This is a genomic window from Saccharothrix sp. (assembly GCF_031180885.1).
Classification (GTDB): Bacteria; Actinomycetota; Actinomycetes; order Mycobacteriales; family Pseudonocardiaceae; genus Actinosynnema.
The window spans coordinates 93,331-104,346 of record NZ_JAPSLK010000025.1 but is presented as its reverse complement, the minus strand read 5'-3'; the positions used below and the strand labels follow the sequence as shown (position 1 = coordinate 104,346).

Genomic DNA, 11,016 nt, shown 5'->3' with positions numbered 1-11,016 from the left:
CCACGCCACCCAGGTCCACGAAGGCGCCGAAGTTGACGATGGAGGACACGACGCCCTTGCGGACCTGGCCCTTCTGCAGCTGGTTGAGGAACTCGCTGCGGACCTCGGACTGGGTCTGCTCCAGCCAGGCGCGGCGGGACAGGACCACGTTGTTGCGGTTCTTGTCCAGCTCGATGATCTTCGCCTCCAGCTCGCGGCCCACGTAGGGCTGGAGGTCGCGGACGCGCCGCATCTCCACGAGCGAGGCGGGGAGGAAGCCCCGGAGGCCGATGTCCAGGATGAGACCACCCTTGACGACCTCGATGACCGTGCCGCGGACCGGCTCGTCCTTCTCCTTGAGGGCCTCGATGGTGCCCCACGCGCGCTCGTACTGGGCGCGCTTCTTGGACAGGATCAGCCGACCTTCCTTGTCCTCCTTCTGGAGGACCAGGGCCTCGACCTCGTCACCGACCTTCACAACCTCGTTGGGGTCGACGTCGTGCTTGATCGACAACTCGCGCGAGGGGATGACACCCTCGGTCTTGTAGCCGATGTCGAGCAGGACCTCGTCCCGGTCGACCTTGACGATGGTGCCCTCGACGATATCGCCATCGTTGAAGTACTTGATGGTCTTGTCGATGGCGGCGAGGAAGTCCTCCTCCGTCCCGATATCGTTGATAGCGATCTGCTGCTTCGGCGCGGTGGCAGCCGGGACAGTGGTGGTGTCGGTGGACATTAGGTAGGTGGCTCCGGTACGGATTGGGGTTGTCTGGCCTTGGGTGCAACGCTGCGCGGGAGGCAAGGCTTCCCCCGACGACCGATCCCGTGACTGCACACCGATCATGGGCAGCGCGAACCCACTACGCGGGCGGTATCGTACGCGGCTCGACGACCACCGGGCAAACCGGTACCCCTCGTAAGGAGCAGTGTGTCCGACCAGCACGCCAGTGCGGAACTCGCGCTGGGCACCACCGGTATCGCCAAGCGCGGCGCGGACGCCGCGGAGTCCCGGACCGCGAACCGGATCTGGTGGGACGCCGACGCCGACGACTACCACGCCGAGCACGGCGACTTCCTCGGCGCGGCGGACTTCATGTGGTGCCCGGAGGGGGTGCGCGAGGCCGACGTCCGGTACCTCGGTGACGTGGCCGGCCGGCGGGTGCTGGAGGTGGGCTGCGGGTCGGCGCCGTGCGCGCGCTGGCTGAAGACCGCGGGGGCGGACGTGGTGGCGTTCGACATCTCCGCGGGGATGCTGCGGCACGCGGTGGCCGGGAACGCCTCGACCGGCATCGACGTGCCGTTGGTGCAGGCCAGCGCGGACCAGCTGCCGTTCGCGGCGGAGAGCTTCGACGCGGCGTGCTCGGCGTTCGGCGCGGTGCCGTTCGTGGCGGACGTCGGCGAGGTGTTCGCGGAGGTGGCCCGGGTGCTGCGACCCGGCGCGCCGTGGGTGTTCTCCGTGACTCACCCGATCAGGTGGATCTTCCCGGACGATCCGGGGCCGGGCGGACTGACCGTGACGCAGTCGTACTTCGACCGCACCCCGTACGTGGAGGTCGACGACACCGGCCGGGCCACGTACGTGGAGCACCACCGCACCATGGGCGACTACGTGCGCGCACTGGTCGCGGCCGGGCTGGTGCTGGAGGACGTGGTGGAGCCGGAGTGGCCCGCCGGGCACACCCGGACGTGGGGCCAGTGGTCCCCCCTGCGCGGGCGGCTATTCCCCGGGACCGCGATTCTGCGGACGCGCAAGCCGTAACCTGCGGTGCATGACCGTCAGTCGGGGGCTGGTGGAGGCGCAGAACGCGCGCTTCGCGTGCGTTGACTCGCTGCTGCCGGTGGTCACCGCGCCACCGGACGGCGACGTGATCACCGCCGCCCTGCCGGACGGGACCCGGGTCGCGGGCGTGGTGACCAGGCAGGTCCACGACCGCCGGTCCGCCGCCCGGCTGTGGTCGGCGACCGAGGTGTGGGAGCTGACGCCGCTGCTCGGCGGCGGTGGCGCGGCGGCCATGGACGCCCTGCTGCGGGCGTGGCGGCACCGGATGGACCTCGTCGGGCCGGCCGAGCACGACTCGGCGTGCGTGTTGACGTGGCCGAGCCGGGACGCCGAGGTGGCGCGGGTCCTGCTGGACCACGGCCTGGTGCCGTTGTCGGTGATCGCGGTGCGCCTGGAGGGCCCGCCCCCGGTGGATCCCTCGTTGGCGATCCGCCGGGCGACTCCGGCGGACCTGGAGACCGTGCTGGCGCTGGCCCTGGTCGAGCTGCGCTACTCGGCGATGGTGGGCTCGACGGTCGACCGGCCGGAGGCGGCCGAGCTGAAGCGGCGGACGTTGGCCGAGCGCCTGGCGGCCGGCGGCCCGGCGTGGCTGGCCGAGCGCGACGGGATCGCGGTGGCGCTGGCGGAGTGCGCGGTGGTCGTGTCGGAGCCCGGGAACTGGACGTCCACGCGGCTGCCGCCGGGGCGCTGGGGGTACGTCAACTGCGTGTCGGTGCTGCCGGGGGCTCGGGGTACGGGGATCGGGCAGCGGTTGATGGCGCACGCGCACCGGGAGCTGCACCGGTTGGGGACGGTGGGCAGCTACCTCTACTACAACCCGCCGAACCCGCTCTCGTCGGTGTTCTGGCCGCGGCAGGGGTACCGGCCGCTGTGGACGGTCTGGGAAGTCCGCCCCGCCGGCGCGCTGCGCTGATCGTCCTGGGCTTGACCACCCAGCGGGCATGAGCGGGTGACCGCATGCTGTAGCGGCGGTCGATCGACGTCACACGTGTTCGAGTTGCGAGGGGCCGACGACTGGGCCACTATTTGAACTGACCGGTCAGTTCAAAAGGAGGGTTCCTCGTGGAGATCCACGCCCAGCGCGTCGGCGTCGCCGGGCCCCACGGTCCGCTGCTCAAGCCGACCGGACTGCGCGTGCCGGCGGGTGAGCCGGTGCTGGTGGCGGGCCCGCCCGGGGCCGGGCACACCGCGTTCGGGCTGGTGCTGTCCGGGCGGATGCGGCCGAGCACCGGGTCCGTGTCGCCGGACGCCGCGCTGTTGCGGCGGCACGTCGTGCTGGTCGACTCCCCCGGCGTGAACGAGCCGGAGGCGTCGCTGACGCTGGCGGGCGTGGTCGGCGAGGAGTTGGCCATGAACGGGCGGCGCAGCGGGCGCAAGGCCGTGGCGGACTGGCTGGTCGAGCGGGGCGCGGACGAGCACCTGACCACGCGCTACGAGTACGTGCCGGCAGACCTGCGGTGCTCGTTGATGCTGGAGCTGGCCGCCGGGCGGCCGGGGGCCGAGGTGCTCGTGCTGGACACGCCCGACCGGTACCACGGCGATCCCGCGACCTGGTGGAAGTTGGCCCGCGAGCAGGTGACCGCCGAACGGTCCGTGGTCGTGCTGTGCACCACCGCCTCCGCCGCCGCGCTGGACGTCCCCGCCGCGCGCCTGGGCACCGACAACGCCGCAGACAGCGCTGCCGACAACGCCGCCGAGAACGCCGTCGCCGAGAACACCGAAGACGTCGAGGAGAAGTCGTGACCGCCCTGCGGATGGCGTTCAACGAACTGCGCCGCATCACCTCCGGCAAGCTGCCCAAGCTCGCCGTGCTCGCCCTGTGCCTGGTCCCGCTGCTGTACGCCGCCCTGTACCTCTACGCCAACAAGGACCCGTACGCGAACCTCAAGCAGGTGCCCGCCGCGCTGGTCGTGCAGGACAAGGGCGCGACCGCGAGCGACGGCGCGTTCAAGAACGCCGGCGAGGAGGTCGCCGCCGAGCTGGTGAACGGCGACAAGTTCGACTGGCACCGGGTGGGCGAGGAGGACGCCGAGGCGGGCGTGCGCGGCGGCAAGTACACCTTCGCGCTGACCCTGCCCGAGGACTTCTCGCAGGCCCTGCTGTCCTCCGGCGAGTTCCAGCCGCGCCAGGGCGTGATCATGCTGACCACCAACGACGCCAACAACTACCTCGGGTCGACCATCGCCAACCAGGTGGTCGCCGAGGTGCGGCGGTCGGTGTCGGTGAAGGTCGGCGCGGAGGCGGCGGACAGGTTCCTGCTCGGGTTCTCCACGATCCGGCAGAAGACCGTGGAGGCCGCGGACGGCGCCACCAGGCTCGCGGCGGGCACGCAGGAGGCCTATGACGGCAGTGTGAAGGTGGCCAACGGGGCTGTGCCGCTCGCGGACGGGTCGGCGCAGGTGTCGGCGGGTCTCAAGCGACTCCGCGATTCGACGGCCGATCTGCCGCGCAAGTCCCAGCAGTTGGCCGACGGCGCGAAGCAGGTTTCCGACGGGAACGAGACCGTGGCGCAGACCGCCGAGGACTACGCGGCGAAGTCGCAGGCCCTGGTCGGTCGGCTGGACCAGCTCAACGGCGATGTCGCCAACCGGCTGCGCGCGCTCGGGTTCACCGAGGAGCAGGTGCAGCGGGTCGTGCAGGCCATGACCGACGTCCGCGCGCCCGTGGACGACGCGAACGCCAAGGTGCAGGGCGCAGCCGGCCAACTGCGGACGCTGTCCAACGGGTCCGAGCAGGTCGCCGACGGCGCGGCCCAGCTCGCCGCCGCAACCCCGGCGCTGACCGACGCGATCACCCGCCTCGACGACGGCGCGGCGCAGGTCGCGACCGGCAACGCCCAGCTCCGCGACGGCGCGCTGGCGCTGCGCGACGGCGAGCAGAAGCTCGTGGACGGCGCGAACCAGCTGCGCGACGGGCTCAACGCGGGCGTCCAGCAGATCCCCAACCCGGACGACCCGACCCGCCACGCCACCGCCGACACCATCGGCGACCCGGTGAACGTGCGCGGCGTCAGCCAGACCTCGGCGGGCACGTACGGCGCGGGCCTGGCCCCGTTCTTCCTCGGCCTGGCCACCTGGATCGGCGCGTTCGTGCTGTTCCTGCTGCTCAAGCCGCTGTCGAAGCGGGGGCTGGCGGCCGGGCAGAACGCGCTGCGGGTCGCGCTGGGCGGCTGGCTGCCGGGGGTGCTGCTGGGCGCGGCGCAGGTCGTGATCATGTTCTCGGTGGTGGCGCTGGTGGTGGACATCCGGCCGTCGCACCCGTTGCTGACACTGGGTTTCCTGCTGCTGACGTCGGCGACGTTCGTGGCGCTGCTGCACGCGTTGAACGCCCTGTTCGGCGCGGTCGGCAAGTTCATCGGCCTGGTGCTGCTGATCCTCCAGCTGGTCAGCGCGGGCGGGACGTTCCCGTGGCAGACCATCCCGGTGCCGCTGTACCCGCTGCACTACGGCCTGCCCATGGGGTACGCGGTGGACGGTCTGCGGCACCTGATGTACGGCGGGTCGCTGGGCGGCGTCGGGAGGGATGCGCTGATCCTGGTGGCCTACCTGGTCGGTTCACTTGCCTTGTCGACGCTGGCCGCGTACAAGCAGCGGGTGTGGACCCCGTCTCGCCTCAAGCCCGAGCTGGTGCTGTGACCGGCACGCGCCCCGGCCGCACCGCCGTCACCAAGCAGAAGCTGTTCGACGCGGCCCTGCGGCTGGTCGGCGAACGCGGCGCGGCGAGCGTGACCGTGGACGAGATCGCCGCCGAGGCCGGGGTCGCGAAGGGCACCGTCTACTACAACTTCGCCAGCAAGGACGCGCTGGTCGACGCGCTGCTGCGGCACGGCGTGGACCTGCTGGCGGCCCGGTTGCGGGTGGCCGAGGGCGAGGCCGAGACCGACCGGGCGATGGAGTCGCTGGTCGACGGGGTGCTGGGGTTCTTCGCCGAGTACCCGGCGTTCGGACAGCTGCTGGTCAGCGAGCTGTGGCGGACGCCGGGGCAGTGGCACGGGACGTTGTCGCTGTTGCGGGACGACATCGTGTCGATCGTGCGGGGGCAGATGCAGCGGCTGTCCGACGAGGGGCGGCTGCCCGAGGGCGTGCAGGTGGGGACGGCGTCGGCGGCGTTGTTCGGCACTTTGCTGGTGATCGCCCTGGACTGGCAGGTGTTCCAGCCGGAGCGCACGCTGGCCGACGTCCGCGAGGCCGTGCTGCTGCTGGTGCGTGGCCTGAAGCCCTGAGGTGCGGTGGCGCGGCCTCCGGCCCCCGGTTCCATTGTCCCACGAGGTACCGACAGAGTCGGTCGCCGGCGGCGGCTGAGGCGCCGGGCTACGAGCGGACCGCCCAGGTGTCCACCTCGCCGATCTGGTGGATGGAGGGCGACTTGCCGTCCAGCGCCCGGTGCACCGCCTCCAGGACGCCGACCGAGGTCTCCTCGTGGCTGAGCCACCGGGTGGTGGAGCCGTGGCGGACGAAGCCCAGGACCACCTGCTGGGTCGGGTGGCCGGGCAGGATCGGGTCCCGGACGCCCTCGCGGGGGTTGATGTCGCCGATGTCGTGGACCTCGACGACCGGGGCGTCCGGGGCCAGCAGCGGGGCCACCGCCTCCAGCACGGGGACCCGGTAGCTGGCGTGCACCCAGGCCACCAGCAGGTCCGCCGGGGCCTTCAACGCCGCCCGCACCCGGTTGGCCAGTTCTTCCGGCCGCGACCAGTCGGCCTCGACCAGCGTCGGCTGGTTGCCCTGCGCCTCCTGCGGCACGTGGCCGCGCCCGCCCAACGCGCGCAACGCCGCCGAGCCCGGCCCCGAGCCCGCTCTGCGACTGGGCAGCACCACCTGCCAGCCCTGGGCCAGCAGTTCATCTGCGCAGCCCTTCAGCATCCCGGTCCCGCCCAGCACCAACGCCGTCCTCATCGCACCGACCTCTCGCCGTGCTCCGCCGCGCGCCGGAGGGGTCCGGTGCGCCACTGGTCCACCTCACGTTGCCCGCGCAGGCGCACCACCGCCAGTCTGGGGCCGTGCTCGCCGGCGAGCACGGCGGCGATCCGCTCGCCGGTCCGGTGGTGGGACTTCCACGCCCAGCGGAGGATGTGCTCGCGGTCGGTGAACACGGTGTGCAGCGGGGGCTCCACGTTACCGTTCCAAAGTTCTTCGTTGCGCAGTCTCCGGACCACGGTACGCATCGTGATGCGGCGCAGCACGGTGTGCTTGCGGTGGTCCAGCCACACCAGGGTGTCCGCGCGCTCCAGCAGCAGCGGGCGGGCACGGGTGTACTGCCACTCGGTGGCCCACGCGTCGCCGCGCACGAAGGCCCGCACGTCGTCCTCGAACTCGGGGCGCGGGGTCCACTGTGGACCGTGGAACAGCGAGTCCATCTCCACATAGGACAGACCGAGCGCTTCGGCGATCTGGCGCGCCAACGTGGTCTTGCCCGAGCCCGACGTGCCCGCGACGACGACCCGCCGGGGCGACCGGGGCAACTCGTCAGTAGGTCCCAAGAGCGGCACCGGGCAAGGCTACCGTCGCGACGCCTCCAGTTCGTCCAGGTGACGGCGCAACACGGCGCGTATCTTCGCGGGCGTCACCAGGTCCGGCTGGAGCACGGCGTTCACGGCCAATTCGGGATGGGCTTCGCGGTGACGGCCGGCGGGATGCACCGGACGCGCGGCCCATGACGCCGGCGATCGGAGTCGGGCTGCTGGGCGAACTGGTGCCCATCGGGTCCGCTGACTGCGCCCCGGTACTCCGTTCGCCTGTTCTTGAGATGCGATTCACGTAACGACGGATAATTTGTGCGGAATTGCCAATTCCCGTTACGCGATCCGGGTGTCGAGCCGCATACTGGGCGCACGTCATTTCAGGGGGATAGCCATGACCTACCCGGACTCCGGAAGACCGGAGAACCAGCCGTCGTTCCCGGTGCTGGAGCCCTACAGCCTGCACCCCGACCAGGTCGCCCGGGTCCAGCCGAACCCGCCCGCCGGCGGCGTCGCGCCCGCCCCGCCGGCCGGTGGTTTCGCGCCGCCGACCCCGCCCGGCGGGGAACCGGTGATCAACCCGGTCGCGGGCCAGACCGGCGGCCAGACCACGTTCTCGCCGACCGGCTTCGAGTCGCCGACACCGGGCACCCCGACCGGTTTCGAGTCGCCGACGCAGGCAACGCCGAGCGGCTTCGAGCCGCGGGCCCAGGGAACGCCGGTGCCGGCGCCGCGCAAGAAGACCGGTTTGATCGTGTTGTCGATCATCACGGTGTTGTTCTTCGCGGCCGCGGGGGTGTTCGGCATCCTCTTCGCCAACGAGTCGAGCCGAAACGACCGGCTGACCGCGGACGTGGCGGCGAAGGAAAAGCAGGTCTCCGATTCCGCGAAGCAGCTCAAGGACGCGCAGGACGAGACCGCCAAGGCCAAGGACGCGCAGAAGGCCGCCGAGACCGCCCGCAAGCGCGCGGAGGACGACAGCGCGTCGGTCGCCAAGTGCCGGGACGCGGCGCGGACCCTGCGCGAGGCGATCATCGCCGAGGACGACCCGAAGGCCGATCAGGCCTTCCGGGACCTGTTCACCACCTGCTGACGACCCGTCGGCGCCCTCAGCGCGGCGGCTCGGGCAGGGCGAGCGCGGCCCACACGATGTCGCCCCGCCCCAGGGTCGGCGTCCGGCCGCAGGCGGTCGCCAGCCGGTGCAGGCGGGTCAGGTCGGGCTCCCGGGTCCGCCTGGCCTCCGGCGCGCTGGTGTAGCGGACCGCCAGCGTCAACTGCTGCGCCGTCCGCTCCACCCGCAGCTCCAGGGTGGCCGACCGGTCCGCGAGCCGGCCCGCGATCACCACCAGCTCCGCCGACAGCAGGACCGCCCGCGCCGTCACCTCGTGCAGGCCGCCCCACGACTGGCAGGTGCGCCGGGTGAAGTCGCGGGCCAGGTCCGAGGCGTCCACGTCGCCCGGCAGCACGGCGTGGTCGCGCCGGCGCGGCGCCGGGACGCCCACCGCGGCCAGCGCCGTGCTCAGCCGGTCGTGGCACGGCAGGAAGCGGCGCAGACCGGTGCGCGAGAGCAGCCGGCGGTGCTTGTCGGTCGTGGCCACCAGCATCAGCGGCACCCCCGGCCACCGGCAGCACCGCAGCCACACCGCGCCGAACACCCCGGCCAGCGTGTCGCTGCCGACCTCCAGCGCCGGACCGAGCACGACGACCACCGCGGCGGGCTGCTCGGCCACGTGCTTGAGCAGCCCGTCCCGCAGGCCGACGTAGGTCGAGAGGTCCAGCCGCCCCGCCGGGGACACCAGGACCACCTCGCCCCGGACACGGGCGCGCAGGTCCAGCCCGGTGGCGGCATCCGGTGAGCTGTCCACTCGTCCATCCCTACCGGCACCCGGGGGTGTCGTTCCCGTCGGGACGCGGTTGTGCGGCGGGCACCACCCGGTTGCCGGGCCGCCGAACGGTGCCGACTAGCAGGCCGGGAACAGCTTGCGGCTGCCCGTTCCGTAGGCCGTCGGGTCGGTGAACCGGCAGCCGTAGCTCGGGGCGGCCACCACCGCCGGGTCGTCCACGACGTCGCCGTCCGGCCGCTTGCCGGTGTCCACCCAGGCCACCAGGTCGTCCCAGGCCCGACCCGCCTCGACCGGGCTGAACTCGCAGTGGTTGACCGCCCGGATCGCCCGCTGCACCAGGGCGTCGCCGCGGCCGTGCAGGCGCACGTCCCGCCGGTACCGCTGCTCCATCGAGAACGGCACGAACAGGTCCCCCAGGTTGTGCAGCGACAGCACGGGCGCGGTCGGGCGGCCGGCGATGCGCGGGACCTCGGTCAGCTTCGGCGTCAGCCGCGCCTTGACGTTCTCCGGGAACACCCGCTCGACCTCGCTGTTCAGGTCGACCGGCGCGCTCGGGGCGTACTGCGTGAAGACGTTGGTGGCGAGCCGGCTCGGGTCGGTGGACAGGGCGTCGCCGGTGCTGGACGCGGACAGCTGGAACAGGAAGTCCTTCCAGAACGCGAACGCCGCCTCGCCGCCCGGCCGCGGCCCGCCGGAGCGGTTGATCACCACCTGCGCGAACTGCTTGCCGAGGTCGTTGGGCGTGCCGTCGAGGCCGAGGGCTTCCTTGATGCGCGGCACGACGGCGGACAGGTAGTCGTCGGGCAGCGGGTAGGCGTCGATGCCGGCCAGCGCCTGCGCGACCACCTGGTAGTCCAGGAAGAAGTCGAACAGCTCGTGGTCGCCGAGCACCCCGCACATCGGCAGCGCGCCCCGGTAGAAGTGCGGGTACTGCTCCAGCGAACGCCCGGTGACGTGGCCGCCCATGGACACGCCGAGCAGGAACACGTCCTTGGGCTTGTCGACCAGCTTGGCGAACTCCTGCGCCAGGTCGTGCGTGCTCTCGACGCCGGCCTTCACGTCGTAGTTGTTGGCGTAGTAGCTGGACGCCGCCCACGCGAAGCCCTGGTCGAGCAGCCTCTGGCGCAGGCCGTAGCCGGGCGGGTCGACGGTGAGGACGGTGCTCGCGCCCCGGTAGCCGTGCGCCCACATGGCGAGCCGGCCGTTCCACTGCGGCGGGACCTCGATGGTGTACGCGGCGTGCTTGTGGACGCCTTGGAGCACTCGGCTGGGTTGTCCCCCGACGGTGGCGGGCGGGAGCGGCGGGTTGTTGATCGTGTACCCGGGCAGTGGCTGGTCCCCTGGTGGCGAGGCGGACGCGTGCGGTGTCGCGAGGAGGAGCACCAGGACCGCGGCCAACCCGAGTACCTTTCGCATGACCACGATTGTGGTCACCAGCGCAAGTCCGCCACCAACTCCTCGTGGGTGAGCGTGAAGGTGAGCGGGTAGGTCACCCGGACCACCTCGTCCTCGGTCGGTTCCAGCCGCGCGCCCGGGAAGGCGCGGCGGACCAGGGCGAGCATGGCCAGGTTCTCGTGCAGGATGTCGCCGGTCAGCGCCGAGTAGTCCAGTTCGACGGCGAGGTTGCCCAGGGCGGTGATCAGGCGCGTGCCGATCCCCTTGCGCTGCCAACGGTCCACCACAGCGATCGCCATCTCGGCGCAACCACCGCTGGTCGCGGCCAATCGTGCGATTCCCACGGCTTTGTGACCGCACTCGGCGACCACGGCCGCGCGCTGCCAGCCGTCCAAGTCGATCAGCTGACGGCGCATGGACGCGGTCAGCCGCGGCATCGGGGCGTGGAAGCGCAGGTAGCGGCTCTGGGCGGAGAGGCCGTCGAACACGGCGTCGACGGCGGCGCCGGCCCCTTCCCGGTCGAGCACGCGCACAGTGGTCATCGGTCACGCCCCCAAAGT

General features: G+C 72.0%; 12 protein-coding genes. 6 read left to right on the top strand and 6 right to left on the bottom strand.

What is annotated here, in order from left to right; all coding sequences use genetic code 11:
- The coding region (locus tag RIN75_RS25825) for a S1 RNA-binding domain-containing protein (RefSeq protein WP_309114601.1) at positions 1 to 715 on the bottom strand (715 nt) is incomplete at its 3' end.
- A gap of 192 nt (positions 716 to 907) precedes the next feature.
- Between RIN75_RS25825 and RIN75_RS25820 the strand changes: the two genes are divergently transcribed.
- The 5 genes from RIN75_RS25820 (at position 908) to RIN75_RS25800 (ending at position 5,981) form a co-directional block, all read left to right on the top strand.
- Positions 908 to 1,738 carry a class I SAM-dependent methyltransferase gene (locus RIN75_RS25820; RefSeq protein WP_309114600.1) on the top strand — a complete coding sequence of 277 codons (831 nt, stop codon included), beginning with the start codon at positions 908 to 910 and terminating at the stop codon, positions 1,736 to 1,738.
- A gap of 10 nt (positions 1,739 to 1,748) precedes the next feature.
- Positions 1,749 to 2,672: a GNAT family N-acetyltransferase gene (locus tag RIN75_RS25815; protein WP_309114599.1), complete on the top strand. Its 924-nt coding sequence runs from the start codon at positions 1,749 to 1,751 to the stop codon at positions 2,670 to 2,672.
- Between the two features lie 149 nt (positions 2,673 to 2,821).
- Positions 2,822 to 3,502 (top strand): hypothetical protein, encoded by a 681-nt coding sequence (locus RIN75_RS25810; protein WP_309114598.1) that lies wholly within the window; start codon positions 2,822 to 2,824, stop codon positions 3,500 to 3,502.
- The gene (locus RIN75_RS25805) at positions 3,499 to 5,394 is read left to right on the top strand and encodes a YhgE/Pip domain-containing protein (protein WP_309114597.1); all 1,896 of its coding nucleotides are present in this window, start codon (positions 3,499 to 3,501) and stop codon (positions 5,392 to 5,394) included. Before RIN75_RS25810 ends, RIN75_RS25805 begins: the two co-directional genes overlap by 4 nt.
- Complete coding sequence (locus RIN75_RS25800; protein WP_309114596.1) at positions 5,391 to 5,981, top strand: TetR/AcrR family transcriptional regulator; 591 nt, start codon at positions 5,391 to 5,393, stop codon at positions 5,979 to 5,981. Before RIN75_RS25805 ends, RIN75_RS25800 begins: the two co-directional genes overlap by 4 nt.
- Before the next feature lie 88 nt (positions 5,982 to 6,069).
- On the opposite strand, the gene RIN75_RS25795 is transcribed toward RIN75_RS25800, so the two are convergent.
- The gene (locus tag RIN75_RS25795; protein ID WP_309114595.1) at positions 6,070 to 6,654 is read right to left on the bottom strand and encodes a hypothetical protein; all 585 of its coding nucleotides are present in this window, start codon (positions 6,652 to 6,654) and stop codon (positions 6,070 to 6,072) included.
- Positions 6,651 to 7,247: an AAA family ATPase gene (locus RIN75_RS25790; protein ID WP_309114594.1), complete on the bottom strand. Its 597-nt coding sequence runs from the start codon at positions 7,245 to 7,247 to the stop codon at positions 6,651 to 6,653. The genes RIN75_RS25795 and RIN75_RS25790 overlap by 4 nt, the downstream gene beginning before the upstream one ends.
- Before the next feature lie 364 nt (positions 7,248 to 7,611).
- On the opposite strand from RIN75_RS25790, the gene RIN75_RS25785 reads away from it, so the two are divergent.
- Positions 7,612 to 8,310 (top strand): hypothetical protein, encoded by a 699-nt coding sequence (locus RIN75_RS25785; RefSeq protein ID WP_309114593.1) that lies wholly within the window; start codon positions 7,612 to 7,614, stop codon positions 8,308 to 8,310.
- Between the two features lie 16 nt (positions 8,311 to 8,326).
- Here the strand turns inward: RIN75_RS25785 and RIN75_RS25780 are convergent, their stop codons facing one another.
- The 3 genes from RIN75_RS25780 to RIN75_RS25770 all read right to left on the bottom strand — a co-directional run bounded on the left by RIN75_RS25780 (position 8,327) and on the right by RIN75_RS25770 (position 10,998).
- Positions 8,327 to 9,082 carry an STAS domain-containing protein gene (locus tag RIN75_RS25780; protein WP_309114592.1) on the bottom strand — a complete coding sequence of 252 codons (756 nt, stop codon included), beginning with the start codon at positions 9,080 to 9,082 and terminating at the stop codon, positions 8,327 to 8,329.
- A gap of 96 nt (positions 9,083 to 9,178) precedes the next feature.
- The gene (locus RIN75_RS25775; RefSeq protein ID WP_309114591.1) at positions 9,179 to 10,477 is read right to left on the bottom strand and encodes a hypothetical protein; all 1,299 of its coding nucleotides are present in this window, start codon (positions 10,475 to 10,477) and stop codon (positions 9,179 to 9,181) included.
- Between the two features lie 14 nt (positions 10,478 to 10,491).
- The gene (locus tag RIN75_RS25770; RefSeq protein ID WP_309114590.1) at positions 10,492 to 10,998 is read right to left on the bottom strand and encodes a GNAT family N-acetyltransferase; all 507 of its coding nucleotides are present in this window, start codon (positions 10,996 to 10,998) and stop codon (positions 10,492 to 10,494) included.
- Positions 10,999 to 11,016: the final 18 nt, after the last annotated feature.

Excerpts from the sequence above, each read along its gene's own strand:
- RIN75_RS25815 (WP_309114599.1), top strand. The coding sequence starts at position 1,749 with ATGACCGTCAGTCGGGGGCTGGTGGAGGCGCAGAACGCGCGCTTCGCG.
- RIN75_RS25795 (WP_309114595.1), bottom strand. The coding sequence starts at position 6,654 with ATGAGGACGGCGTTGGTGCTGGGCGGGACCGGGATGCTGAAGGGCTGC.
- RIN75_RS25785 (WP_309114593.1), top strand. The coding sequence starts at position 7,612 with ATGACCTACCCGGACTCCGGAAGACCGGAGAACCAGCCGTCGTTCCCG.
- RIN75_RS25775 (WP_309114591.1), bottom strand. The coding sequence starts at position 10,477 with ATGCGAAAGGTACTCGGGTTGGCCGCGGTCCTGGTGCTCCTCCTCGCG.
- RIN75_RS25770 (WP_309114590.1), bottom strand. The coding sequence starts at position 10,998 with ATGACCACTGTGCGCGTGCTCGACCGGGAAGGGGCCGGCGCCGCCGTC.